The sequence below is a fragment of the Streptomyces sp. NPDC046261 genome, from assembly GCF_040646235.1.
GTDB lineage: Bacteria > Actinomycetota > Actinomycetes > Streptomycetales > Streptomycetaceae > Streptomyces.
The window spans coordinates 38,634-65,301 of record NZ_JBEYZU010000005.1 but is presented as its reverse complement, the minus strand read 5'-3'; the positions used below and the strand labels follow the sequence as shown (position 1 = coordinate 65,301).

The window sequence follows — 26,668 nt, the reverse complement described above, 5'->3', positions numbered from 1 at the left end:
GCCCCACCGAGCGTTGCATCGCTCGGTGGGGCTTCCCTGTTATGTGAGGTTGTGCCAGGGGTGGCCGCACTGGCCGCGGCACTCCGTTTCCCTGCGCCGGGTGTCGGCGATCGAGAAGGTGGAGATGAGGACGCGGAACGCCTTCATGTACTCGTAGCTGGGCAGACCTGCGATCTGGCCGCCCTGGTACATCACCGGCTCACGCACCATCAGCACCGCTGGAGTGGCGGTCGGCTTCACACCAGAACGAGTCACGCCTGCACGGGCCTCCTCCACGGTCGGATGCGCCTGCATGATGTAGACAGCAAGCTCCCGGAGCACGGCCTTCTGCTCGTTCTCAGGAAGGCCGGAGAACCAGCTCACCCCCTCCTCCGGTTTGCGCACGCCCTGCGCGAGCTCGTTGAGGATGCGTTCCGACTCTCTCACCTCGTTCACCGCCTCCGGGGGTGGAACACGACGTGCGCCTTGCCGCGGTCCAGCTCGGTGTACGTCTTCGAGTTCGGGTTGTAGTCATGCCAGAAATCACGACCCCGGCCGCTTCCCTCGCCGTCCGCCGTGCCGCGCGGCAGCGAGTTCTTGATCTTGTTGCGCCGCTTCGCGGGCCCCGAGAGGATGTAGTCCCAGTCGGATGCCGAAGTGTAGCCGTCCGGGTTGTCGGCGCTCTTCGGCCCCTTGGCCCGGCTGCCGACGACGGTGACCGGGTGACCGCTCTTGTCAGCGGCGTTCTGAATGCGCTGGGCTTCGCGCGGGTTCATGCCCGCTTCCTGCCACGTCCGGCTCATGCAGTTCGTGTTGTGAACGAGCAGGGACGTCGAGTCGGCGAGCACGTAGTACGTGTGGATTCCGTCGACCGAGAGGTTGTAGACACGCTGGCTCGCGGTCCACGCCCGCGCTCCGGTGACCTTGACCCAGGTACCGGCGGACGTGCGCAGCATGGCACCCGGGGTGACTTCGCCGGCGTCCACCCAGGCACGCTGGTCAGCGAGCCAGAAGGGGTGACCCTCAGTCGCCGTGACGGAAGCCGTCGCGTCGCCCTTGTCGCCGTCGGTGTCGACCGTCAGCTCGACCAGGTGCTTCTCACCGCTGCCGATGATCACATGGTCGACCGGCCGCTCCTCTGTCCTGCCCGTCGCAGGATCGGTCGCCAGGACCTTCTCACCGACCCTGATGTCCTTGATCGGCTTGGTGCGGCCACCGGCCATCAGAACGCGGGTCTCAGGAGTGAAGCTGTTCCGAAGAGGCACGTTCCCGGCCCTCTTACAAGTCTGCACACCCTTGCCGACCAGCTTCTCGACGAAGTTCCCTTCCTTGCCCCACTTGGCGAGCTTGATCGCAGTGGCGCCCTCACCGGCGAAGGGGATGGCTGCGGCGCAGGAGAGTCCGGCGTTGACGTAGTCGCCCTCTGCGCCGTACCAGGCGCAGTTGACACCGTTGGCGATGCTTCCGACGCCAGGAACGGCACCAACGACGTCGAGTGCCAAGTGACCCAGGTCCTTGAAGAGACCCCACCGGGACTTGCGCTTGGCCTCCTCCTGCTTCTGGAGCTCGATCTTCCTCTTCCGGGCCTCCTCCGCGCGCCGGGCTGCCTCGGCCTCCTCACGCGCCTTGGTGACAAAGGCCGCGTAGGCCTCCTTGGCGGCCTTGCCCGCCGTCGCGGCGTCCTTGCCCGCCGCCACTGCAGACGCCCGTGCGTCGTCCGCGGCCATGTTCGCCTCGTCCGCGGAGTCCTGGGCCCAGGCCGCCGAGCTCTCGGCGCGGACTGCCGAACTGTCGGCCTCACGGGCATCACGCTGAGCGGATGCCTCCGCGTCCCGGGCGGCCTTGGCGGACTTGGCGGCGTCGGCCGCGGAGTCCTCGGCCTGCTTGGCCGACTTCTGGGCGTCGTCCGCGTAGCCCTTGGCCGCGTTGGCCGACTCCTCGGCCTGCTTGGCGTAGCCCTTGGCCTCCTCGGACGCCTTGCGGGCGACAGCCGCGACCCGGGCAGCCTCAAGGGCATTGCGCTGCGCGGTCGCCGCGGTGGCGGATGCTTCGGAGATGATGCGCTTGATGTCGGCCACGTGGGTGGCGGTCAGCTGGTCCTTCCGTGCCGCCTTGAACTGACCGGAGTCGATGAAGGCGTGCAGCAGCTGCGGAGGGCCGGCCAGCGCGACCTGAGCCGCTGCCTTGAGCTCCGGTCCACCGCTGGTGAACAGCTGCACGGCGCGTACGCGCTCGTCCGACGTACGAGCGGTGAACTGGCCCTCGTTGAGGAACTCGCGAAGCTTGTCCGTAGAGCCGTCCTTCAGCGCGGCCTTCGCCGCGTCCTGGATGCCCCGACCGCTGTCGTTCGCGATCTGCACCACGCGCTTGCGGTAGTCATTGACCGCGACCTGGTGCTGGCCGGTGCTCAGGAATTCCTTGATCTTCGCTGCGTCGCCCTTGAGGGCTTCCTCGGCCGCCGTGCGCACCGGCTCCGAGTCCGCCTCGTCCGCCATCCGCTCGACCCGGGCCCGCTCGTCCTGCTCCGCGGCCTCCTTCCACCCGGTTTGCACGTACTCGCGCACGACGTCGTCCGAACCGGCCAGCGCGGACTCCGCAGCGCTCGCGCTCCACGGACCACGGGCCTTCATCGCCAGCAGCGCCATCCGGCGGCCCTTGGAGACGACCTCCTTGACGTCAGCACCCGGCTTGGCGGCCTCCGTGGCGAGCTGCACGGCCTGGGCGTCGAGGTCCTTGGCCTCCTTGGCGGCGCTGGCCGCCTTGGCCTTGTTGTCGTCGTCCGTCGCTTTGAGGTCCTTGGCCTGCTCGATCGCGGCAGCCGTACGAGCCTTGAGCTCCTCGGCCTCGATGTCGCGGGTGGTCTCCTGGACCTTCTTCGCCTTGTCCACGGCCGCACTCGCAGCATCGGCCGCCTTCTTGGCCGCCTCCGCGTGCGCGGTGGACTCACTCGCCGCCTTCGCGGCATCACCGGCATACTTCGCCGCTCGCTCGGCCTCGTCCGCCGCCTTCTCGGCGTGCTCGGCAGCCGAGTTGGCTGCATCGCGCGCGTCGTACGCCAGGTTCGCCGCCCTGGTGGCCAGCGAGTCGGCGGCGTTGGCCGCACGGGTCGCCTCCCGCGCGTGGCGACGGGCTGCCGCCGCGGCCGCCCTCGCACGCGCCGACTGGGCGCTCGCCTCGCCGGCGAGGCCACCGGCCTCGTCGGCCGCGTCCGCCGCGGCACCAGCGTTGTCACCCGCACTCTGCGCTGCCCGCGCGGCCGCACCTGCGGCCTTGGCGGCATCGCCCGCGTAGACGGAGGCCTGGGCCGCCATGCGCGCGCCCTTCGCGGCCTTCCGTGCGTCCTCGGCCGCCTGACGGGCAGCCGACGCCTGACCGGCGTCGGACGCCGCCGAGGCCGCGGCGCCGCGCGCCCGTGCCGCCGCCTCGGCCGCACCTGCAGCCGCCTCGGCGGCCTGTGACGCGGCGCTCGCCGCTATGCGGGCCGAGTTGTTGGCGGCCCGGGCGGCATCGATGGCCTCCTGGGCAGCCCGTGCAGCACTCTGCGCCGCATCAGCTGCCTGGCCGGCCAAGGCTGCCGCCTTGGTGGAGTCCTTCTTTGCCTCGGCTGTCTCGGCCGCGGCCTTCTTCGCCGCTTCCTTCGCCAGCTTCGAGGCGGTCACCGCACGGTCGGAGGCTTCCTGCGCCTCCTCGGTCTGCCGCTTGGCCTGCTTGCCCGCCTCGGTGGCCTGCTCGGCCAACTTTGCGACCGAGACACGCTCTTGATCACGGGTACGCGCAACGTGCTGACCGACATCCAGGAACTCCTGGATGTCATCGGACGATCCGTTCATCGCGACCTTGGCAGCCTCCTTGGTCGCCGGGCCACCGGCGCTCAGGATCTGCATCAGCCGGACGCGATTGTCCTGTTCCCGTGCCGTGAACTGACCCTCAGTCAGAAACTGGCGGACGTCCTCGACCGAGCCACCGAGCGCCGCCTTGCCCGCCTCCTGCAGTTGGCGGGCACCCGAGTTGGCGATCTGCGTGACCTGAATGCGCTGATCCTGTTCGAGCGGGGCCTCCCAGCCGTCCTCCAGGAACTTGCGCAGGTCGTCGGTGGTTCCGCCGAGGGCCTTCTGAGCAGCCTCGCGAACCATCCGGCCACCGACACTGACCATCTGCACCGCGGTAATGCGGTCGTCGTTCAGAACAGCGCGATCCTTCTCGCTGTCCATGAAGCGCCGCACGTCTTCGTCGGAACCCAAGAGAGCGGCCTCGGCCAGCGCCTTGAGGGCAGGACTACCCGACTTCCACAACTCGACGATGCGGCCTCGTTCGGTCATGGGAATTTCGCCGTCGGAACCCTCATCGGCAAGAGCCGGGCTCGTCCCGAGCAATCCCGCGGCCAGCGCCATCGACACCAGACTCACAGACCATACACGTAGGCCTGTGCTGAACCGGCGTCTCCTCGCTCTCGCGGAGTAGACACTTCTGCTCACCAAGTCTGCCTTTCTTGCTTGTTGGAAGCACCGTAGTTCGGCGTGGCGAGCATAACCGCCGAGTACCACTTCCTTGGCCCCGTCACTTTCCGCAAATGCGGAATCAAAGACTCCGAAAGTGGAAGTACAGAATCCGGTACCTGACGCCCCCTCACCAATGCGTCCCCCCAGGTCAGGTGGTACATTCCATCCACCCTTTATCGCTTCCTTACCTGCGGCCACAGCTGTCGCCGCATGCACGACGGAAGGAATTCCCTGTGATATCTCGCGCGCGCAAAATGCTGCTGGTCGGCATTGCCGGTGCCGCCACGGTCGCCGTTGGGGTTTCCACGCTCAGCGTTGCCACCGCTGCCCCGCAGCCCGGCGCGGAATCTGAAATTCCGCCTTACGCGGTGGAAGACTTCTCATACCCGAACGCGGACGCCATCTTCAAGGAAAAGGGGATCACCCTGCGTAAGGGCGACGGGCGCATCATGCTCGCCGACTGCGCCACCACCACCGACATCCAGGTAATGACGACGCAGTCCAAGGATTTCAAGTACTGCTTCAAGGTCACCGGCAAGTCCGGCTACCTGACCCTTGAGATTCCGTCCGTCTACGGCGTCCAGACCGAGACCCACCCCGTCCGCGCCACCGTCACCCCCGAGGGCGGCACGCCGCAGAGCGTCGACGTGCCCAAGGGCCAGCTGAAGGGCGTCGGCGAAGGCGTTCCCGGTGGTGCGCCCACCGTCCTGGTCGAGCTGCGCGTCACCGGCTGACCCTCCGGCTCCACCGCTCCAATCCAACGCACCAAACCGTAAGAAGGAAAGAACGTGTTCGGCAGACAATCGCGCGCGGCGTGGGCAGCGGGCATCCTCGCGACCGTCGTAGGAGCCGGAATACTCAACGGCGCACCGGCCGGAGCCGTCGCAGGCGACGAGGCCAAGGACGGGGCGTACTCGTTCACGGCCAAGCTCGACATCGGCGGCAAGAAGATCTGTTCGGCGGCGCTGGTCGACTCGGAGTGGCTCATCACCGCCGCGAGCTGCTTCGCCGACAATCCGGCCAAGGACCCCAAGGTCGCCGCCGGTGCGCCGAAGCTCAAGACCACGGCCACCATCGGCCGCACCGACCTCTCCGCCACGGGCGGCGTCGTCGCCAACGTCGTCGAACTGGTTCCGCGGACCGACCGCGACCTGGTGATGGCCAAGCTCGACAAGCCCGTCACCGGTATCGCCCCGGTCGCCATCGGCTCCACCGCCCCCGCGCAGGGCGAGGAGCTGCGCGTCGCCGGCTACGGCCGCACCAAGAGCGAGTGGTTCCCCAACCGCCTGCACACCGCCCCGTTCACCGTGGGCGCCGTCAAGGCGACCTCCGTCGAGCTCGCCGGCAAGAGCGCCGACGCGGCCGTCTGCAAGGGCGACACCGGCGGCCCGGCCTTCCGCGAGACCAACGGCCGCGTCGAGCTTGCCGCGGTCAACAGTCAGTCCTGGCAGACCGGTTGCCTTGGCACCGACCCGGCCCAGACCCGCAAGGGCGTCGTCGACACCCGTGTCGACGACGTCGCCGGCTGGGTCCAGGCCACGCTCTCCCGCGGCCTGCTGAAGCGCGTGGACTGGAAGAACGCCGAATACCTGGCCTCGGGCTACTTCACCGGGGGCTCCGCCGGCGGCACCCGCCGCATGGACCTGCTGGTCCGCTGGGCCGACGGCTCGGTCACCCTCTACCAGGGCGCCGACCACACGGACCCCAAGTACCCCTTCTCCGCCGAGCACAAGCTCGCGCCGGCCGGCAGCACCTTCAAGTACGCCCGCGCGATCACCGCCGGCCGTTTCTCGGCCGACGGCACCGACGGTCTGGTCGTCCGCTGGGTCGACGGCGAGGTCACCCAGTATTCCCACGTCGACGCCAAGGGCTTCCACGACGAGAAGATGCTGGCCAAGGCCAAGAACGGGGTCTGGGAGAACGCCAAACTGATCGCGGCCGGCCGCTACACCGGCAACGACCTGCGCGACGACCTCCTCGTCGTCTGGGCCAACGGCTCCGTCTCGATCTACTCCGACCTCGGCGCCAACGGCGTCGGCAAGGAGAAGCAGATCCAGAAGGCGAACACCACCTGGCCGCACGCCGAGCAGATCGGGTCCGGCGAGTTCACCGGAAACGGCACCAACGACCTGATGGTCCGCTGGTCCGACGGTGAGTCCACCATCTACCCGGGCGTCGACACCGCCGGCTTCCACGGCGAGATCATGGTGCGCAAGCCCAAGGAGGCGTGGACGAACGCCAAGCTGATCACCGTGGGCGCGTTCGCCGACAACATCGTCCGGAACGACGTCCTCGTCCGCTGGAACGACGGCAACGTCAGCATGTACACCGGCGTGGACAAGGCCGGAACGCACGCCGAGGTGCAGCTCGTCGGCTGAGCCGACGCAACGCCCGGCCCTGCGCGCCCCGGAGGTCCGGGGCGCGCGGGGCCGTCGTCTTCCCCGCCCCGCTTCCCTCCCTTCTTCCCTCCGAACGGAGTCCCCTTCCTTGCGCACCTCACGCATGCGCTGTCTCCTCGCCGCGATGACCTGCGGCTCCCTCCTCGCCCTCGGCTCCGGCGCCACGGCGCTGGCCGCCGGCCCCGGCCCCGGCCCCGGCCCCACCCCGCAGAAGACGCCCGGCACCGGACCCACGCCCGCGCCCGCGCCCGCGCCGCAGGAGACGTCCGGCAGCTGGTCCGTCGCGGATGCCCTGCGCTTCTGGACGCCCGAGCGCGTGGCCTCCGCCACCGACCCCTCGGGCCGCGCGCCGCAGCCCGGCACCGAGGCCGGGGGCAAGCCCGCCGCTCCGAAGCCGGCGCCCCCCAGGGGGCTCGCCCGGGACAAGCGGGACGTCTCCACGAGCTTCCCCGGCGTCAAGTCCGTCGGCATGCTCTTCGCCGTCGACCGTGACATGCGCAGCCACTTCTGCTCGGCGAGCTCCGTCGAGAGCCCCGGCCGCAACCTCATGCTCACGGCCGGGCACTGCGTGAACTCCAAGGCGGTCTTCGTCCCCGGCTACGACCCGGCGAAGGCGCTCAAGGACCAGCCCTACGGCATCTGGCCGGTCGAGGAATGGTTCGCGGACAAGCGGTACGAGAGGAACAGCCAGAAGGCGGAGTCGGACCTGGACTTCGCGTTCGCCCGGGTCAAGTCCGAGGGCGGCCGAAACCTCCAGGACATCGCCGGCGGCAACGCGCTCGCCCGCACCCCCGGCTTCACCAACGACGTCACCGTCATCGGCTACCCCTCGGTGGGACACAACCCGCAGGACCTGCCGGTCCGTTGCTCCACCCGGACGGGGCCGCTGGCCGGCTACAACCAGATGCGCATCGACTGCGCCGGCATGTGGGGCGGCGTCTCGGGCGGCCCCTGGTTCTCCAAGCTGGACGAGTCCGGCACCGGCACGATCGTCGGCAACGTCGGCGGCTTCAACGGCGGCGGCCCGGACGTACCCGGCAGCGACCCGATGTACAACCGGATCAGCTACAGCCCCATGTACGGTGACCGCTTCTTCCAGCTGTACGACGACGCCAAGAACGGACGCCACACCGACGCCGGCCCCTACCAGCAGCCCAAGCCGCCGTACTCGCTCGGTGGTGCGGAGAGGTGGCAGCAGGCCAGGCTGACGGCCTCCGGCGACTTCACCGGCACCGGCCGCAGCGACCTGTTCGTGGTGTGGAACGACGGGTCCGCGACGCTGCACACCGCCGCCCGGGACGGCAAGCCCGGCGGGCCCCTCTTCTCCGGCGAGCACCGCGTCGCCGGCCCGGGGAGCGTCTGGAAGTACGCCCGGGCCCTGACCGGCGGCCGCTTCACCGCCGACGGCACCGACGGGCTCGCCGTCCGCTGGACCGACGGCGAGTTCACGCAGTACACCCACGTCGACGCCGGCGGCGTCCACGACGAGAAGACGCTCGCCAAGCCCAAGAACGGCATCTGGGAGAACGCCAAGCTCATCACCGCCGGCCGCTACACCGGCAACGCCCTGCGCGACGACCTCCTCGTCGTCTGGGCCAACGGCTCCATCTCGCTCTACCCCGACCTGGGCACCGGCGGCGTCGCCAAGGAGACCCAGCTGCGCCGGGCCAGCGCGACCTGGACCCACGCCGAGCAGATCGGCGCCGGCGAGTTCACCGGCAAGCAGACCGGTGACCTGATGGTCCGCTGGAGCGACGGCGAGGCCACCGTCTACTCGGGCATCGACACGGCCGGCCTCCACGACGAGATCAGGATCCGCCCCGCCAAGTCCGCCTGGAAGAACGCCCAGCTGATCACCGTCGGCGCCTTCGCCGGCACCACCACTCCCAACGACGTCCTCATCCGCTGGGCCGACGGCAACGTCAGCTACTACGCGGACGTGGACGCCACCGGCACCCACGCCGAGGTCCAGCTGGTCGGGTAGACCGGGATACGCGAGGCATGTGCGCATCCCGTTATATCGATTGATACGCACAGCTTCTGTGGAAGAATCATGGAGATATCGCAATGCCCCGGTGTGGGGCATTGCATCCCAACCCTTCACACAGGAGCAGTACGTGGGCATTCTTTCCGGCCGTACGCGCGGACGTGTGCTGTCCGGCCTCGCCACCACCGCGATAGCCGTCGCACTGGCCGGCACCACCACCGGCACGGCAGCCGCTGACAGCCCGGCGGGCGGCCCCGCAGCGAAGGCGCTGGAGAAGGGTGCTGCCCTCCAGGCCGCACCGCGCTCCGCGCTGCGGTCCGCGGCGAACGGCACGGCCGACGCCCCCCGCTTCCCGCTCATCGCGGCAGACGACCTCGGCCTGGTCTACAAGTACGAATCGAACGGCCACGGCGGCTTCGGCGACGACTGGTTCCTGGACGGCGGCTGGGACAACTTCACCGAGGCGACGCAGGTCGACCACGACCGGAACGGCGCGTCGGACGGCTGGTACGTGCGGCACCGCGACGGCCAGCTCGAGTACACCGGCGATGCCGGGAACAAGATGCTGGGCGGCGGCTGGAACATTTACACCCGCTTCCTGTCCCCGGGTGACCTCGGCGGCGCGAGCGAGTCCGACCTAATCGCCGTCGACAAGTCCGGCGTGATGTGGGTGTACCTGGCCCACCCCGACGGCACTCTCAGCGACCGCTTCCGCGTCGGCCGCGGCTGGGACCAGTACACGGACCTCGCGGGCCGCGGCGACCTCAACGGCGACGGCAAGGCCGACATCGTCGCCAAGGACAAGTCCGGCGTGCTGTGGTTCTACAAGGGCACCGGCGATTACAAGGACCCCTTCGAGAGCCGCGTCAGGGTCGGCGGCGGCTGGGACGCGTACAACAAGCTCGTGAGCGTGGGCGACATGGACGCCGACGGCCGCAGCGACATGCTCGCCCGCGACAAGTCCGGCGTCCTGTGGTTCTACAAGGGCAACGGCAACGCCACCGACCCCTTCGACAACCGCTCGAAGATCGGTCGTGGCTGGGACAAGTACGTCCTGATGTTCTGACCCGGCGACGGCCTCGCGCCGTTCCCCGCCCGCACGGCACCGGCCCCCGCCTCCCCGAGGCGGGGGCCGGTGCCGTCCACCGGGAATCCACCCCCCGGTTGAGTAAAAAAGGTAATGGGCGTGCAAAGATCCTCTGGAATGATCCGCGGAGTACCGCCGGGCCCTCTCCAGGGGCTGGCGCCACTTCTCACCTCCACAGGAGAGCCACATGGCCAATGTTCGTGGCCGTAAGGGCAGACGTGCCCTGTCCCGTCTCGCCACCGCGGCGATAGCCGCCGCAATCGTCGGCACCACCGCTGGCACCGCCGTGGCGGCGCCTACCGCCGCCGCGCCCAGCTTCCCGCTCATGGCCTCCAAGGCGTCCGGCGAGCTCTACGAGTACCAGCCCAACGGCGTGGGCGGCTTCGCCGCCCGCAAGCAGGTCGACGACGAGTGGACCGGCATCACGGCCGCCATGCAGACCGACCAGGACCAGAACGGCACCGCGGACCACGCCTACATCCGGCTGACCGACGGCATGCTGTTCTTCGCCGACACCAATGACGAGACCGGCGAGAAGGAGCCCGTCTACGTCGGCGGCGGCTGGACCATCTACAACCACCTCCTCTCGCCGGGCAATCTCGGTGGCACCAAGGAGCCCGACGTCCTCGCCCGCGACAAGTCCGGCGTCCTGTGGATCTACCAGGGCCGTCCGGACGGCACCCTCGGCGACCGCTACCGCGTCGGCTCCGGCTGGGACATGTTCACCCACATCGCCGGCCGCGGCGACCTCAACGGCGACGGCAGGACCGACATCGTCGCCAAGGACAAGAGCGGCGTCCTGTGGTTCTACAAGGGCACCGGCGACCCCACCAGGCCGTTCGAGAGCCGCGTCAAGGTCGGCAGCGGCTGGAACATCTTCGACACCCTGGTCTCCAGCGGTGACGTGAACGGCGACGGCCGCAGCGACATGCTCGCCCGCGACACCGCCGGCGTCCTGTGGCTCTACAAGGGCAACGGCAACCAGAGCGACCCCTTCGAGAGCCGCGTGCGCATCGGCAGCGGCTGGGGTCAGTACAACAACTTCTTCTGAGCCGGACGGGCCGCACCTCCGAAGGGGGTGGGCCCGCCTCCTTGTGAAGATCCTGTGCAATGATCCAGGAATCTCGCGGCGTCCCCGACCAGGGGCGCCGCGTCTTTCTCATCGGCATAGGAGAACTACGTGGGGAATCTTCCAGGCCGCAAGCGCGGACGCGCCCTGTCCCGCCTCGCCACCGCGGCGATAGCCGCCGCACTGATCGGCGGCGCCGCCGGCACGGCTGTCGCCGACACCCCGGACGTCCAGAAGACCGCCGAGGCCGCCACCCCGCCACAGGCCGCACCACGGACGGGCGTCACCCCGGCTCGGGCCGACGCTCCCCTCTTTCCTCTGACGGTCGCCGATCGGTCCGGCGACGTCTACATGTACAACTCCGACGGCAAGGGCGCTCTCACCGACCGCAGCGACCGTGTCATCACCGGTTGGCAGGTCATGGCCGGGGCGGCGCGTGTCGATCACGACCAGAACGGTCTTCCCGACGGCCTCTACAGCCAGGCGAAGTCCGGCGCGTTGTACTTCACCAAGGGCGTCGGTCAGCCGACGGTGAGGATCGGCGGTGGCTGGGACATCTACGACCGGCTCCTCTCCCCCGGCAACCTCGGCGGCGCCAAGGAGTCCGACATCCTCGCCCGCGACAAGTCGGGCGTGCTGTGGATCTACCTCGCCCACCCGGACGGCACCCTCAGCGACCGCTACCGCGTCGGCCCCGGCTGGGACATCTACACCGACATCGCCGGCCGCGGCGACCTCAACGGTGACGGCAAGGCCGACATGGTCGCCAAGGACAAGTCCGGCGTCCTGTGGTTCTACAAGGGCACCGGTGACTACAAGGACCCCTTCGCCAGCCGCGTCAAGGTCGGCCCCGGCTGGGACATCTACGACACCCTCGTATCCATCGGTGACATGAACTCCGACAACCGCAGCGACCTGCTCGCCCGCGACAAGTCCGGCGTCCTGTGGCTCTACAAGGGCAACGGCAACGCCACCGACCCCTTCGACAACCGTACGAAGATCGGCGGCGGCTGGGACCAGTACAGCACGATGTTCTGACCCGGGTTCTGACCCGTCCGCATGACGTCAGTACCGAAGGGCCGCACCCCACGGTGCGGCCCTTCCGCTTGCCCGGCGGCCCTACCGCCGCACCGCTCTCCCAACGAACCGCGCCAGCGACCGCACCGCCGGTGCCAGCGCCAAAGTCAGTCCGGCGATGGGGAGGATGAGCAGCAGGGACTGCAGGCAGGCCGAGAGGGTGCCGAGGACGGGGTTGCCGGTGGTGGTGGCGGTCTGCGTCAGGAGGGTGATCTTCTGCCAGTCCGCGCGGAGCAGTTGGGGCAGGTTGACGATCAGCAGGCCGAGCGGGAGGAGGAGCGCCGGGATCAGGAAGACGACCCAGCCGGCGACGACGATCTGCGGCCATCGCTTGAGGGCCCGGAGCCGGTCGTCCGGCGGGCGGCGGAGTACGGTGCGCTTGAGGATGGGCGCGATGTACTTGAAGAGGTCGGGGATGCCGATCAGGTCGGCGACGATGTAGTAGCCGTCGAACCGCAGGGTGGGCAGCAGTTGCTGGATCATCTCCAGGTGGACGGAGAGGATCGCGACCAGCAGGAGCGGGGAGCCGGTCGCCGCGTAGAGGGCCAGCAGGCCCAGCACGGAGAGCGCGTTGAAGTAGACGCCGCCCAGGTCGGCCCTCAGGCGCCCGGCGCGGCCCAGCCGGTAGGAGTTGGTGATGTCGGTGTAGAAGGCCGGCCACACCAGGTAGATGCCGCAGCCCATCGCACCGGGGCGGGCGCCTCCGTAGCGGCACGCCGCGCCGTGGCCCAGTTCGTGGAAGGCGCAGGAGGCGATGGCCAGAAGGACGACGAGGAGCGCGTCGGCCGGGGTGGAGAGCACCGACTGCAGTGCGGCACCGGTGTTCTGTGTGGTCCACAGCCATGCCTCGCCGGCCACGAACACGGCGAGGGCGCCGGCTACGAGCACGGGCCGGAACAGCCAGGCGAAGAGGCCGGACAGGAACCAGGTGACGTGCTCGGGCACCACCGCCAGCCGGAACCGGAAGGCGAGGAACGGGTCGTTTCGGGGTGTGGGGGGCGGCGGTGAGCCGTCGCTGTGGGTGGTGAGTCCGAGAGGTGCGAGCTTCTTGTCGATGAGGAAGGCGACGTGTTCCGTGGTGAACTGCCGGCCCGTCTCACGGCTGAGTTCGGCCGACACCCGTGCCATGACCGGTTCCCGCGCGGGGTGTTCCCGGGACCGGCCGTCCAACGCCCGGACGACCTGGTAGAGCAGGGGCGGGAGCCGGACCATCTGCCCGTCGGGGCGGCAGACCAGGTGGGGAGGCTCGCGGTAGCCGGAGCCCTCGAACGTGCCGACCAGTTCCATGCCGGCCACCAGCGCGGGCTCGTCCGTCCGGCCGGCTTCGTCGCTGCGCTGGGCGGATGGCAGTGACATGGGCTCTCCGTGAGGTGGCTGGCGGACGGCCCGCGCGGCGGCGGGGAAGGGCCGAAGGCCGCGTGGCTTCCGGCCCTTCCCCGAGCGCGTACGGTGCGCCGCTAGGCGATCAGTGGCTCGCGACGGCCGCGGGGATGCAGGTCATGGTGGTGGTCGGGTTGGTGGACGGCAGGCCGAGCGAGCCGAACAGCCCCGGGGTGCCCTGCCGGTCCACGGCCTGGCAGGACGACAGCATCGTGGTGCCGTGGTCGTGGGGAGCGGGGGCGAAGACGCCCCCGCCGGAGGCCGACGCGGAGCTGCTGCTGCCGGCGCCCGCGCCGGCGCCGCCCGGGCCGGGGTCGGCGAAGCCGAGCGGAGTGGCGACGATGCCCATGACGGTGCGCTCGGGCAGAACCTCACCGGCAACGTTGTCGAGTTCCTCGAAGCTGATGGCGTTGTCCATTCCATTCCCCTTCTCTGGTTTCCGCGGTTTCCCACCCGGTTCGCCGGGCCGGCGGTCCGGGCGGATCGTCCCGGAACCGGATCCGCCCAGGGGGCAGCGCGGTTCGAGGACGGGTCCTTGGTCGTACCTGGCACGCCCGTGGTCGTACGGAGCGTGCGGAATGAAGAGTTGCGGTGCGGCCGTCAGCGGCTGGAGACGGCCGCGGGAATACAGGTCGTGGTGTAGCCGGGAGAGCTGGGGGCGAGCCCCAGCGCGACGAGGAGGCCGGGGCTCCCCGCGTTCTGCCGGTAGTGGCAGGCGTAGGCGACTGTGGTCCCGTGCTCTGTTCTCACCAGCGTCGGGTAGACGGGTTGATCGGTGCCCGTCGGCAGCAGAAGGGTCGACAGAGCGATCCGCGGCGGAAGCTCCTCGCCGGACAGCCGGCCGAGCTCCCCGAAGCTGACTGCGGACCCCATCGACACTCCCCTCCCTCGGGGATGGCGCACCACCGCGGCAAACGGAACCGCCGTGAGCCTCGTCCATCCCGCGTGGGAGCCTAACCACGGGAGGAACGCGCGACACCTCGCCACACCCCTCATCACCCGGTCGGGTAGGGGGATGCCCCGCGAGGGTGCAGGGCCGAACGGGCGCCCGGTAGCGGGGTGTTGGGGACGCCGGAAACGCGCGAGGGCCGCACCCCGTACGGAACGGGGTGCGGCCCTCGACCGCTCAACCGCGGTACCGGAACCGCTTACTTGCGGATCAGGTTGCGCAGCACGTACTGCATGATGCCGCCGTTGCGGTAGTAGTCCGCCTCACCGGGGGTGTCGATGCGGACGACCGCGTCGAACTCCACGCCCGTGTCGGTGGTGACCTTGACCGTGCGGGGCGTGCGGCCCTCGTTGAGCTCGGTCACACCGGTGAAGGTGAAGGTCTCCTCGCCGGTCAGGCCCAGGGACTCCGCCGAGGCGCCCTCGGGGAACTGCAGGGGCAGGACGCCCATGCCGATGAGGTTCGAGCGGTGGATGCGCTCGTAGGACTCGGCGATGACGGCCTTGACGCCGAGCAGCGCGGTGCCCTTGGCGGCCCAGTCGCGGGACGAGCCGGAGCCGTACTCCTTGCCGGCCAGGACGACCAGCGGGATGCCCTGCTCGATGTAGTTGCGCGAGGCGTCGTAGATGAAGGAGACGGGGGCGTCGGCCTGCGTGAAGTCGCGGGTGAAGCCGCCCTCGGTGCCCGGCGCGATCTGGTTGCGCAGGCGGATGTTGGCGAACGTACCGCGGATCATGACCTCGTGGTTGCCGCGGCGGGAGCCGTAGCTGTTGAAGTCACGGCGCTCCACACCGTGCTCGGTGAGGTACTTGCCGGCCGGGGTGTCGGCCTTGATGGCACCGGCCGGGGAGATGTGGTCGGTGGTGACCGAGTCGCCCAGCTTGGCGAGCACCCGCGCACCGGCGATGTCGCTGACCGGAGCCGGCTCCATCTGCATGCCCTCGAAGTACGGGGGCTTACGGACGTAGGTGGACTCGGTGTCCCACTCGAAGGTGTTGCCGGTCGGGATCGGCAGCGCCTGCCACTGGGCGTCGCCCGCGAAGACGTCGCTGTAGGACTTGTTGAACATGTCCTCGCCGATGGCGTTGGCCACGACGTCGTTGACCTCGGCCTCGGACGGCCAGATGTCCTTGAGGAAGACCGGGTTGCCGTCCTGGTCCGTGCCCAGGGCGTCGCGCGTGATGTCGACCTTCATGGAGCCGGCGAGGGCGTAGGCGACGACCAGCGGCGGGGACGCCAGGTAGTTCATCTTGACGTCGGGGTTGATCCGGCCCTCGAAGTTGCGGTTGCCGGAGAGCACCGAGGTGACGGCCAGGTCGTGGTCGTTGACGGCCTTGGAGACCTCCTCCGGCAGCGGGCCGGAGTTGCCGATGCAGGTGGTGCAGCCGTAGCCGACGAGGTTGAAGCCGACCTTGTCGAGGTAGGGGGTCAGGCCCGCCTTGTCGAAGTAGTCGGTGACGACCTTGGAGCCCGGGGCGAGGGTGGTCTTGACCCACGGCTTGCGGGTCAGGCCCTTCTCGACCGCCTTCTTGGCCACGAGCGCCGCGGCGACCATGACGTAGGGGTTCGAGGTGTTGGTGCAGGAGGTGATCGCGGCGACGGTGACGGCGCCGTGGTCGATCTGGTAGGTCGAGCCGTCGGGGGCGGTGACGGTGACCGGGTTGGACGGCACGCCGTTGGACGCGGCCGGGGAGTCGGAGGCCGGGAAGGACTCCTCGCCCGCCTCGTCGGCGGTGGAGACGTAGTTGAGGACGTCACGCTCGAACTGCGTGGCGGCGTCGGCGAGGATGATGCGGTCCTGCGGGCGCTTCGGGCCGGCGATCGACGGGACGACCGTCGACAGGTCCAGCTCGAGCTTCTCGGAGAAGTCCGGCTCGGCGGCCGGGTCCAGCCACAGGCCCTGCTCCTTGGCGTACGCCTCGACGAGCGCGACCTGCTGCTCGGAGCGGCCGGTGAGCTTGAGGTAGTTCAGGGTCTCGCCGTCGATCGGGAAGATCGCGGCGGTGGAGCCGAACTCCGGCGACATGTTGCCGATGGTGGCGCGGTTGGCGAGGCTGGTGGCCGCCACGCCCTCGCCGTAGAACTCGACGAACTTGCCGACGACGCCGTGCTTGCGCAGCATCTCGGTGATCGTGAGGACGAGGTCGGTGGCGGTGGTGCCGGCCGGGAGCTCACCGGTCAGCTTGAAGCCGACGACGCGCGGGATGAGCATGGAGACCGGCTGGCCGAGCATCGCGGCCTCGGCCTCGATGCCGCCGACGCCCCAGCCGAGCACGCCGAGGCCGTTGACCATGGTGGTGTGCGAGTCGGTGCCGACGAGGGTGTCGGGGTAGGCCTGACCGTTGCGGACCATGACCGTGCGGGCCAGGTGCTCGATGTTCACCTGGTGGACGATGCCGGTGCCCGGGGGGACGACCTTGAACTCGTCGAACGCGGTCTGGCCCCAGCGCAGGAACTGGTAGCGCTCCTTGTTGCGGCCGTACTCCAGCTCGACGTTCTGGCCGAAGGCCTCCTTGGTGCCGAACTTGTCGGCGATGACGGAGTGGTCGATGACCAGCTCGGCCGGGGCCAGCGGGTTGATCTTCGCCGGGTCGCCGCCGAGCTCCTTGACGGCCTCACGCATGGTGGCGAGGTCGACGACGCAGGGCACACCGGTGAAGTCCTGCATGATCACGCGGGCCGGCGTGAACTGGATCTCCTGGCTGGGCTGGGCCTGGGAGTCCCAGTTGCCCAGCGCGCGGATGTGGTCGGCGGTGATGTTCGCGCCGTCCTCCGTGCGGAGCAGGTTCTCCAGCAGCACCTTCAGGCTGTAGGGCAGGCGGGCGGAGCCCTCGACCTTGTCCAGCTTGAAGATCTCGTACGACTCGTCGCCCACCTGCAGCGTGCTGCGGGCGTCGAAGCTGTTCGCCGACACGACAGTCTCCTTCATGCATGAATTCGCGTACTGCGGCAATCCTGCCGCCCCGACACCGCGCGCATCCGCTAAGGTGTGCCTAAGTTAGGTACGCCTTACTGGCGCGACAGCGGTACGCCTCTCGGCAGATATCTCGATGTCGAGATAACTCTAGTACATCGCTGCGAAACGGTCATGCCCAGATGGGCCGAGCGTGCGGTGAGGCCGTCAGGCCTGCCCCGCGAGGTCCTGCTCCACTTCGCGCACGAACGCCGGCACCCGGCTGTTCAGCAACTTCACCGGAATGCCGTGCCCGGCCCCCGGCACCACCTCGGTCCGTACGTCCGGTATCAGGGCGCTCGCCCGGGCCTCGGCGCGGTAGGCGTCGTGGACCGCGCTCTCGGAGCCGAGCATGATCAGGACGGGGACGGTGAGGGAGCGCAGTTCCTCGTCGCTCATCGAGGGCGGCGGCATCAGCCGCACGCGGTGGCCGCGTATCGCCGCCAGGGTGAGCTCCGTCTGGGCCTCCTCGACCTCCGCGGCCGCGCCGGTCCCGCCGACGAGCCGGGTGATCCACCGGCGCTGGAAGTTCTCCCCGCCGGGCAGGAGGCCCGCGATGGCCCCGAGGACGAAGCCCAGCCGCAGCGGGGCCAGGGCACGCGGCGGGTCGTAGGCGGTCACGGAGGCGAGGCGGCCGGGGAACCGTACGGCCTGGTTGAGCGCCACCCAGCCGCCGTACGAGTGCCCCACGAGGTGCGCCCGCTCCAGACCGAGCCCGGCGAGGACCTCCTCCAGCCAGGCGGCCGTGTCGTCCTGCGTCGTGATCGGGGCGGTCTGCGTGCTGTACCCCGGCTCCCCCACCCGGTCGACGGCCAGCACCGTGCGGCCCTCGGCGAGCGCCGCCACGTGCGGCGCCCACTCGGCCGGGGTCGCGCTCTGCCCGTGCAGCAGGACGACCGGAATGCCGTCGCCGGTCCCGTAGGCGTACACGCGCGTGGTCCCGAAGCGGGTCTCGACGTCGCGCTCCTCGCGTGGCTGCGGCCAGTGGGCCATGGCCCGGTCGTAGGCCGCGAGTACGCGCGTGCGCGCTGCGTCGTCGGCGAAGGAACTGATCTTGTCGGCCATTGCCCTGCCTCCCCGTTCAGGCGCCCCACTCGTAGGCGCCGGTGAGCCGATCTTCGCAGGGGGGTGGTTCCGCGTTTCGGCCGGGGTGGTTCACCTGTACGAGTGGCGGGGGCGGGCAAGACCGGTGCGGCCGGGGCGGATTGCTGTGGACGGGGCAGCCGAGCGAGTCGGAAGACCCGGAAACGTCAGCTCCCGCCCAGCCCCGTCCGCACCAGAGCCACTACCTCGTCGTCCGACATGCCCAGCGCCCGCGCGTCCGCGATCAGGTCGCGCAGCCCCTCGACCAGCCGGGCCCGTACGGGGGGAGCCGCGCCCGTGGCCACCACCGCGCCCCGGCCGCGGCGCAGTTCGATCAGGCCCTCCTCGCGCAGGCGCTGGTAGCCGCGGAGGACGGTGTGGACGTTGACGCCGAGGGAGTCGGCCAGGGCGCGGGCGGCGGGGAGGCGTTCGCCGGGGTGGACGGAGCCGTCGGCGATGGCGCCGCGGAGGGCGGCGGCGATCTGGTCGCCGAGCGGGAGGGGGGAGTTGGGGTCGAGGCGAATGAGCACGTCAGGCCCCGTCCCCGGCCCCGTCCCCGGCGCCGACGCGGGCGCGGGCGCGGGTGGCGAGGGCGTCGAGGAGCGCGGCGGCCGTGGCCGCGTCGTCGACGGTGACGACGAATTCGCTGCCGGTGGTCAGCCTGGCGACGATGGCCTCACCGGAGCGCAGGACGAGCCCGCTGCGGCCGGGCACGACGCGGTAGCCCCAGCCGCCGAGGTCGGCGAGGGCGTCGATGTGCCGGCTGGTGGCGGATTCGACGCGGGCGAGGGGGACGCGCAGCCTCGGGCGGGGCAGCCAGGGCAGGTGCGCGCTCAGGCCGTGGCGGTCGACGGTGACGCGCGCGCCGGAGAAGGCGCCGGTCACGAGCCCGCCGATGAACAGGCCGACGCCGGTACCCCGGTCGACGAGGAGACCGAGAGCCACGCCTGTCAGGGCGAGTGCGAGTCCGGTCAGGCGCAGGGGGCGGGAGCCGGCGGACCGGGTCCAGGTCGCGGCCTCGCCGTGGCGGAGTACGAGGCGGGGCGCGGCGGGGCCGGACGCCGCCGGCTCCCGGGCGGCTGGGGCGTCCCGACCGGCGAGCAGCCACCCGAGGCCGGCGGCCGCCGCGCCGATGGCGAGGGCGGCGCCCAGTTGCCAGAGGGGGAACCGGGCGGCGTCACCGGATCGGCCGGCCCGCGCGTTGTCGAGCACGAGCGCGCGGAGGAGGTAGCCGAGGAGCCCGGCGAGACCGTAGCCGAGAGCGACCAGTGCTCTCGTACGCCCCCGCCTCATGCCGTAGGCGAGTCCCGCGAACGTGGCGGCCGGCACGAGCAGGAGTGCGAGAGCGGCATACGGGAACGAGCCCAGGGTGGTGTAGCCGTCGGCGTGACCGGCGCCGGAGAAGTGGGTGGCCATGGGGTCGGGCAGCTGGTCACGGTGCGGCAGAAAGGCCGTCAGGAAGGCGGCAGAGGCGAGGAGATAGGGGGCCGCGACGAGCGGCGCGGGGCGCCGGATCTTCGCGAGCGGTGGGGACACGTTCATGACACCTCCAAGTTGTTCGCATAGTAGTAGAAGAAGTGGGGAACCATGGCGGGAGAGGCGGTAATCTCATATCTGAGATACCGTCTGTCTCATGACAGACGCCTACCTCGGCCGCATCGGCAAGCTCATCCGTGACGCCCGGCAGCACCGCGGCTGGACCCAGTCCCAGCTCGCGGATGCTCTCGGCACGAGTCAGAGCGCGGTCAACCGCATCGAGCGGGGAAATCAGAACATCAGCCTTGATATGATCGCCCGCATCGGAGAGGCGCTCGACAGCGAGATCGTCTCCCTCGGCTACGCGGGTCCGATGCATCTGCGCGTCGTCGGCGGCCGCCGGCTGTCGGGCTCCATCGACGTCAAGACCAGCAAGAACGCGTGCGTGGCCCTGCTGTGCGCCACGCTGCTCAACGCCGGCCGCACGACGCTGCGTCGCGTCGCGCGGATCGAGGAGGTCTACCGGATCCTCGAGGTGCTCGCCAGCATCGGCGTCCGGCACCGCTGGATCAACGACGGCAACGACCTCGAGATCGTCCCGCCCGCCGAGCTCGACCTGGCCGCGATGGACACCGAGGCCGCCCGCCGCACGCGCAGCGTCATCATGTTCCTGGGCCCGCTGCTGCACCGCATGGACCACTTCAAGATTCCGTACGCCGGCGGCTGCGACCTCGGCACCCGTACGGTCCAGCCGCACATGACGGCCCTTCGCCACTTCGGCCTGGAGATCACGGCCACCGACGGCACGTACCACGCCCAGGTCGACCGTTCGGTCGCACCCACCCGGGCGATCGTGCTGACCGAGCGCGGCGACACGGTCACCGAGAACGCCCTGCTGGCCGCCGCCCGCCACCCCGGCGTGACCGTCATCCGCAACGCCAGCTCCAACTACATGGTCCAGGACCTGTGCTTCTTCCTGGAGGAGCTCGGCGTACGCGTCGAGGGCATCGGCACCACCACGCTCACCGTGCATGGCGTGGCCACCATCGACCGCGACGTCGACTACGCCCCGTCCGAGGACCCGGTCGAGGCCATGAGCCTGCTCGCCGCCGCCGTGGTGACGGAGTCGGAACTGACGATCCGCCGGGTGCCGATCGAGTTCATGGAGATCGAGCTCGCCGTCCTGGAGGAGATGGGCCTGGACCACGAGCGCAGCGCCGAGTACCGCGCGGACAACGGCCGCACCCGGCTGCTCGACCTGACGGTGCGCCCGTCCAAGCTCCGGGCGCCGATCGACAAGATCCACCCGATGCCGTTCCCGGGCCTGAACATCGACAACGTCCCGTTCTTCGCGGCGATCGCGGCCTTCGCCCAGGGCCAGACCCTCATCCACGACTGGGTCTACGACAACCGCGCCATCTACCTCACCGACCTCAACCGCCTCGGCGCCGACGTCAAGCTCCTCGACCCGCACCGGGTCCTGGTCGAAGGCCCGACCCGCTGGCGCTCGGCGGAGATGATGTGCCCGCCGGCGCTGCGCCCGGCGGTGGTCGTGCTGCTGGCGATGATGGCGGCGGAGGGCACGTCGGTGCTGCGCAACGTGTACGTCATCAACCGGGGGTACGAGGACCTGGCGGAGCGGCTGAACTCGGTGGGGGCGCAGATCGAGACGTTCCGGGATATCTGACCGGACCTTGGGGCGGCCGACAGCCAGCAGTCATGATCCGCCTGCGAACCGTCGTCCCGCCCCAGCGGTTCGACCAAACGCCTTGATGCCCCGCCAGAATCCTGCTGACGGGGCATCAAGGCTGTTAGCTCAGTGGGACGGGGTCGTAAGGACGGCGAAACCGTCCCACTCGGCGAATCTACTGAACGAGAACACAGGTCCGTCCTTACCTGCGCTGGCGGCGCAGATATATGCAGGGTGGACTCGCCCCATGGTCAGGTGGTCCAGCTCGAAAAACGCATCCCTGCTACTGCAAAGGATCCCGGGTTCGGATGCCGAGTACATGATGAAGGCATTCTCGAATTCCATGAAGTGATGCGCACGCGCCCACTCCACAGCCAGGTCGCCCGACCATCCGGCATCCTCATAGCTGAACACAGAATATGGAATCTCGCGCCAATCGATCCGCGAGGGGATCCACGGAAGCGTGCACAGGTAATCATCGAATTCCTTGCTTGCTTCGACCGGCATCCTGACCACCCTTCCCGAGTTGATCCAATCAGTCAGGTGGTCGGATTCAACATACATTACATCCTCCGTGTCAGCCATGAGTCATTCAGATGCCAGTCATTCTAGTTCCAGGGGAAGTGGCGAATGATATCCCTGTAGTCGCCCTCATCGGCGGCACCGCCCCGCGGCCCTGGCACCGTGAAGTAGCCGCGTTGGGAATCCGGACCCATCTCAGCACGCTTCTTCGACCTGTCGAAGTTCTTCCACCAGTTGATGTGGAGAGCCTTCTCCGGATCCTTCGGATCGAAGTCGATACGCCAGCCGCTCCTCCCGTCGGGGCTCTGCATTCCGACGTAGAGTTTGTCCTTCATCGGACCGACCTCACTCATGTACGGAACAGCGTCATCCCCCAGCCCTGCTGCCTCCCGGCCCTTGTTTCGAGCGTCCGTGAAGTTCTGGCCCTTACCAGGAATCTCCGCGCATGGATTCTCCGAATTATGAACGAGGACGGGCGCAGACCCTGCCAGCACATAGTACGTGTGCAGGTCGTCGACAGTGAGGTTGTAGACGGTGCGGGTTCCGGGCGAAACATGCGTGCCGACGACCTCCTTGAGCTCACCTTGCGGGGTACGGAGGCGGTCACCCGCCTTGAGTTCCGTGGCGCCCAGCCAGCGGTGCCGATTGTCCACCCAGAAGGGGTGCCCGGAAGTGGCCGTCAGCGTGCCGATGGCGTTCCCGGCCGCGCCGTCGGTGTCGACGATGATCTCGACGAGATCATCCTTGTCGCCCATGATGACGTCAGTGACGGCACGAGCCGCAGTCCTGCCGGTCTCCGGATCGGTCGCCAACACCTGCTGCCCGATCCGGATATCCCCGATCGGGGCGCGGGCGCCGTCACTCATCAGCACCGGAGTTTCCGGAGTGAAACTGTTCGGCTTTCTCTTCACCTTACAGACGGGAACGTTCTCAAGAGCGTCCTCGGCCTTTTTGATGAACTTCTTCGCCTTATCGGACTCTTCCAGGAACTTGCCGATGCCAGCAAGGCGATTGATCGCCTTGGTGATCTCCGGCAATTTCTCGATGGCCCGCCAAGCCTTACTCCAGGGAAGGTTGTTGATCACAGCCCAGAAGCAAGATTCAACGTTGCCTTCACTGAAGCATTTCTCGACGTTGTCCAGATCGAAAAATTCTTCGAGAACCGTGCCACCGACCTCCTTGAGCAGGTCGGTGAGGCTCATGTTCGCAAGCTTGCGAAGCTTTTCGTACTCCTCCGGCGATATTCCAGCCTTCCTGAGTGCCGCCTTTTCCTCATCATTCAGCTCGGGGAGGTCCCCCTTGCCGCGGGCCTGCTTGGTAGCTTCTTCGCGGGCCTTGCGCTGCCGCTCCTCGTACTCCTCCTGTGCCTTCTTGGCTACCTCTTCGGCTTCCTTGGCGTACTTGAGGGCGTTGTTGGCCGCTTCCTTGGCGGATTTGGCGTGGGATTCGGCGGATTCGGCAAGCTTTCCGGCGGCCTCGGCGTCCTTCGCGGCCTGGGCGGCTGCGCCCTGGGCGGTTGCGGCTTCGCTTTCGGCGAGGTCGGCGGCGCTGTTGGCTGCTGCGGCGTGCTGGTCGGCTTCTGCTGCGGCGCCGCGGGCGCGGGCCGCTTCGGCTTCGGCCTGGTTGGCGGCCTGGCGTGCTGCTGCCGCGTCCGCGTAGGCCTGGTTGGCGGCCTGGCGGGCGAGCTTGGCGTCGGCCTGGGCCTGGGCGTCGGCCTGGTTGGCGCGGGCTGCCGCGGCGCGGGCCTTGGCGGCGTCGACCGCGGCGTCGGCTGCGGACCTCATGGCTGCGGCCATGGAACGCGTGGCGTTGGCGGAGGAGCGTGCGGCGTCGGCGGCGGCCTTGAAGGCCGGTGCGACCTGGGCGTTGGCCCGCTTCGCGGCCGCTTCGGCGGCCTCGGCGGCCTTGACCGCTTCTGCGGCCTTGGCCTCGGCGGAGGCGACCTGCTCCTCGCCCATCTCCTGCGCGGCGGTGGCCACGGCAGCGGCGAAGTCGGCGTCGACGTCCTTGCCGGTGAACGGTGCGGTCAGTGCGATCGCGGTGTTGGCCGGATCGGCAATGCCGGCCGCGGTGCCCTTGGCGGCGTTGGATGCCTGAACAGCGATACCGGCCTGGAGGCGGGCCATGGCAGCTTCGCGGACGGCGCCTTCGGCTTCTTCCTTGGTGCGGTTGGCGGCCTGCAGGGCGTTGTTGGCCTCGATCGCGGCCAGGCCGGCCAGGCGGGCGGCCTCGTGGGCGGCGATGCCGGCACGGGCTTCCTGAGCCGTGGCCTCGGCGGCCTTCGCGTTGGCCCGCAGGGCGGCGGCGTGAGTGGCTCGGGCCTCGGCCTCAGCCCGGTTCGCTGCGGCATTCGCGGCAGCGGCAGCGGCTTCGGCCTTGTTGGCGGCGGCGTTGGCACGTGCGGCGTGCGCGGTCGCCTCAGCAGCAGCGGCACGGGCACGAGCAGCCGCACCGGCCGCCTCTGTCGCGGCGGCACGCGCGCGTACGGCGGCACCACTGGCGGTGTCAGCGGCGCCCTGCGCCTGATTGGCCGCAGCGCTGGCCGTGTCGGCATCCGCTCGCGCGGCAGCCGCGGCGGTCTGCGCCTGAACGGAATACGCGGTGCCCTTGGCGGCGGCCGCCATCGATGCGGTGGCCTGGGCCTTGGCGACCTTGGCTTGCTCGTCCATGCGGGCCACGCGGCCCGCGTACCAGGCCTCGCGAGCCTTCGTCTCCATCCCGCGGGCGTTCTCGTCCGCCTTGGCGGCGATACCTTCCTGCTCCGCCGCGTCCGCTCGCGCCGAAGCCGCCGTAGCCGCGGCCGCCAGCGCCTCCGCCCGTGCCGCCGACGCCGTACGGGCCTCGGCCTCCGCACGCGCACGCGCGGCAGCGGCGATGTCGCGCTCGCGCTCGGCGCGTGCCCGGGCCGCCGCGGCGAGGTCGCGCTCGCGTTCGGCGATCTTGCGCTGTTCGGCGGCTATCGCCGCCTGGCGCTGGGCCTCGACGCGGGCCTCGCGGGTCTTGCGGGCGTGCTCCCAGGCCTCCTTCTCCGCCTGCTCGGCGGCGACGCGTGCCGCCTTGGCACGGGTGGCCGCGTCCGCGGCGATCTTGGCCTGCTTGTCCGCAGCCTCGGCCAGCTTGGCGGCGGCCTTGGCGTGCTCCTCGGCGTTGGCCCGCCACTTCTTGGCCTGCTGCTCGTGCAGCTCGGCCGCGTTCTTGGCGTTCAGGCCCTTGGCGTCGGCCTCGGTGGCGTCGACCGCGTGCTGGGCGGTCTCGCCGGCCTTGACGGCCGCCTCCGCCGCCGCGGCGATGCCTGAGGCGACCTCGGACCACTGGGTGCCGTACGTCAGGCCGGTCTCCACCAGCACATCGGCCTGCACCTTGGCCTGAGCCGCCGCGACCTTGGCCTGCTTGGCCGCCACGTTGGCGTTCTCGACCTGGCGGGCGACCTCGGCCTTGACGTTGGCGTAGTCGGACAGGCGCTTGCCGGCCCGGTCGGCCGCGAGCATCCGGTCGGCCTCACGCGACTGCGCGGCCGCCGACGTCATCGCGTTGGAGGCGTTCTTCAGCGCCTTGACCGCGTCACCGTGGGCGGCGATCAGCTTGGTCCGGGCCTCGGCCGCGCGGGCGGCCTTCTCGGCCAGCTGCCGCAGCTTCTCCGCGGCCTCCTGCGCTTCCTTCAGGGCCTTCTCGTGAGCGGCCCGGGCGTCGGCGTCCTTCTGCGCGGCGACCTGGTAGCCCTTCTCGAGGAACTCCTCGATCTTGGCGTTGTCGTTCGTGGCCAGCGCCGCCTGGGCGGCCTTCTTCACCTCCGGACCGCCGGAAGCCGCCAGCATCTCCACGCGCTTACGGAGCTCCGCGACGCGCTTCTCGGCGTTTTCCTTGTCCTTGTTGTCCCGCTGCTTGGCGATCTCGGCGCCGAAGGCGAGGAAGTCGGCCCGGTCCTTGGGCGTGCCCTTCAGAACGCGCTCGACCTCGGCGTTGAAGAACGCACCGCCCTTGCCGCGCATCGCCTCGATCTGCTGGCGATTCTTGGCGTCGGTGCCGTCGCGCTTCTCCGCGGCCCGCTTGCGGGCCTCGGCCTCGCCCTTCTCCAGGAATTCCCGGATCGCGTTCGGGTCGCTGCTCTCCAGGGCCTTCTTGGCGGCCGCGCGGACTTCCTCCTCGTCGTCGAACTCCGCGTAGTCCTCGACCAATTGCCGGTCGCGCTCCGCGCTGACCTTGTCCAGCTCGGTCCGCGGAGCGGCGGCGGCAGGCGCGGGGGCCGGCTTCGGCAGCGAGGCGGCCAGACGGTCCAGCGTGGCCAGCATCTGGGTCTTCGACGCCGCCTCGGCACGCGTCGCGGTGGCGGCGGTGGCTTCCCCGGTCGTACCACCCAGGATCGCCACGGCCACCGCCGTGGACACGACCGTTCTCATCACTCCGGCTACGTCACCACGTAGCCGTCCGGCCCTCGGCCGGAATCTACCCATCACGGGAAGAACCCCCCTTGAAATCGAACAGAAAAATGCCCCTGCCCCACGTACCGGGGGCAGGGTG

At 69.7% G+C, this 26,668-nt stretch carries 18 protein-coding genes; 7 read left to right on the top strand and 11 right to left on the bottom strand.

Annotated elements, in window-relative coordinates:
• Nucleotides 1-39 precede the first annotated feature (39 nt).
• On the bottom strand, nt 40-435 hold the full coding sequence (locus ABZ956_RS11690; protein ID WP_361890664.1) for a DUF5958 family protein: 396 nt from the start codon (nt 433-435) through the stop codon (nt 40-42).
• The gene (locus tag ABZ956_RS11685; RefSeq protein ID WP_361890661.1) at nt 432-4,370 is read right to left on the bottom strand and encodes a polymorphic toxin-type HINT domain-containing protein; all 3,939 of its coding nucleotides are present in this window, start codon (nt 4,368-4,370) and stop codon (nt 432-434) included. The genes ABZ956_RS11690 and ABZ956_RS11685 overlap by 4 nt, the downstream gene beginning before the upstream one ends.
• Before the next feature lie 341 nt (nt 4,371-4,711).
• Here ABZ956_RS11685 and ABZ956_RS11680 point away from each other — a divergent pair, with 341 nt between their 5' ends.
• From ABZ956_RS11680 to ABZ956_RS11655, 6 genes are all read left to right on the top strand, one after another.
• On the top strand, nt 4,712-5,212 hold the full coding sequence (locus ABZ956_RS11680; RefSeq protein WP_361890659.1) for a hypothetical protein: 501 nt from the start codon (nt 4,712-4,714) through the stop codon (nt 5,210-5,212).
• 54 nt (nt 5,213-5,266) lie between these two features.
• A complete protein-coding gene (locus tag ABZ956_RS11675) occupies nt 5,267-6,856 on the top strand; it encodes a S1 family peptidase (RefSeq protein WP_361890656.1) in 1,590 nt (529 codons plus the stop codon).
• Between the two features lie 109 nt (nt 6,857-6,965).
• Nucleotides 6,966-8,861, top strand: coding sequence for a trypsin-like peptidase domain-containing protein (locus tag ABZ956_RS11670; RefSeq protein WP_361890653.1), 1,896 nt, complete (start codon nt 6,966-6,968; stop codon nt 8,859-8,861).
• Between the two features lie 133 nt (nt 8,862-8,994).
• Complete coding sequence (locus ABZ956_RS11665; protein ID WP_361890650.1) at nt 8,995-9,930, top strand: VCBS repeat-containing protein; 936 nt, start codon at nt 8,995-8,997, stop codon at nt 9,928-9,930.
• Between the two features lie 208 nt (nt 9,931-10,138).
• Nucleotides 10,139-11,002 carry a VCBS repeat-containing protein gene (locus tag ABZ956_RS11660; protein ID WP_361890647.1) on the top strand — a complete coding sequence of 288 codons (864 nt, stop codon included), beginning with the start codon at nt 10,139-10,141 and terminating at the stop codon, nt 11,000-11,002.
• Between the two features lie 129 nt (nt 11,003-11,131).
• On the top strand, nt 11,132-12,058 hold the full coding sequence (locus tag ABZ956_RS11655) for a VCBS repeat-containing protein (protein ID WP_361890644.1): 927 nt from the start codon (nt 11,132-11,134) through the stop codon (nt 12,056-12,058).
• An 81-nt stretch (nt 12,059-12,139) separates the two neighbouring features.
• Here the strand turns inward: ABZ956_RS11655 and ABZ956_RS11650 are convergent, their stop codons facing one another.
• From ABZ956_RS11650 to ABZ956_RS11620, 7 genes are all read right to left on the bottom strand, one after another.
• On the bottom strand, nt 12,140-13,453 hold the full coding sequence (locus tag ABZ956_RS11650; RefSeq protein WP_361890641.1) for a hypothetical protein: 1,314 nt from the start codon (nt 13,451-13,453) through the stop codon (nt 12,140-12,142).
• Between the two features lie 109 nt (nt 13,454-13,562).
• The gene (locus ABZ956_RS11645; protein ID WP_361890639.1) at nt 13,563-13,895 is read right to left on the bottom strand and encodes a hypothetical protein; all 333 of its coding nucleotides are present in this window, start codon (nt 13,893-13,895) and stop codon (nt 13,563-13,565) included.
• Nucleotides 13,896-14,077: 182 nt separating this feature from the next.
• Entirely contained in the window at nt 14,078-14,350 is a 273-nt protein-coding gene (locus tag ABZ956_RS11640) for a hypothetical protein (protein ID WP_361890637.1), read from the bottom strand.
• A gap of 275 nt (nt 14,351-14,625) precedes the next feature.
• Nucleotides 14,626-17,340 carry an aconitate hydratase AcnA gene (acnA, locus tag ABZ956_RS11635; protein WP_361890634.1) on the bottom strand — a complete coding sequence of 905 codons (2,715 nt, stop codon included), beginning with the start codon at nt 17,338-17,340 and terminating at the stop codon, nt 14,626-14,628.
• A 207-nt stretch (nt 17,341-17,547) separates the two neighbouring features.
• Nucleotides 17,548-18,444, bottom strand: a complete 897-nt coding sequence (locus ABZ956_RS11630) for an alpha/beta fold hydrolase (RefSeq protein ID WP_361890631.1) — start codon at nt 18,442-18,444, stop codon at nt 17,548-17,550.
• A gap of 185 nt (nt 18,445-18,629) precedes the next feature.
• Nucleotides 18,630-18,992: a GntR family transcriptional regulator gene (locus ABZ956_RS11625; RefSeq protein ID WP_361890628.1), complete on the bottom strand. Its 363-nt coding sequence runs from the start codon at nt 18,990-18,992 to the stop codon at nt 18,630-18,632.
• 1 nt (nt 18,993) lies between these two features.
• On the bottom strand, nt 18,994-20,004 hold the full coding sequence (locus ABZ956_RS11620; RefSeq protein WP_361890626.1) for a DUF1648 domain-containing protein: 1,011 nt from the start codon (nt 20,002-20,004) through the stop codon (nt 18,994-18,996).
• A 91-nt stretch (nt 20,005-20,095) separates the two neighbouring features.
• On the opposite strand from ABZ956_RS11620, the gene ABZ956_RS11615 reads away from it, so the two are divergent.
• Complete coding sequence (locus ABZ956_RS11615) at nt 20,096-21,625, top strand: UDP-N-acetylglucosamine 1-carboxyvinyltransferase (RefSeq protein ID WP_361890623.1); 1,530 nt, start codon at nt 20,096-20,098, stop codon at nt 21,623-21,625.
• Nucleotides 21,626-21,754: 129 nt separating this feature from the next.
• Here ABZ956_RS11615 and ABZ956_RS11610 read toward each other — a convergent pair whose 3' ends face one another.
• Nucleotides 21,755-22,213 carry a hypothetical protein gene (locus tag ABZ956_RS11610; RefSeq protein ID WP_361890620.1) on the bottom strand — a complete coding sequence of 153 codons (459 nt, stop codon included), beginning with the start codon at nt 22,211-22,213 and terminating at the stop codon, nt 21,755-21,757.
• Between the two features lie 23 nt (nt 22,214-22,236).
• A complete protein-coding gene (locus ABZ956_RS11605) occupies nt 22,237-26,535 on the bottom strand; it encodes a polymorphic toxin-type HINT domain-containing protein (protein WP_361890617.1) in 4,299 nt (1,432 codons plus the stop codon).
• Nucleotides 26,536-26,668: the final 133 nt, after the last annotated feature.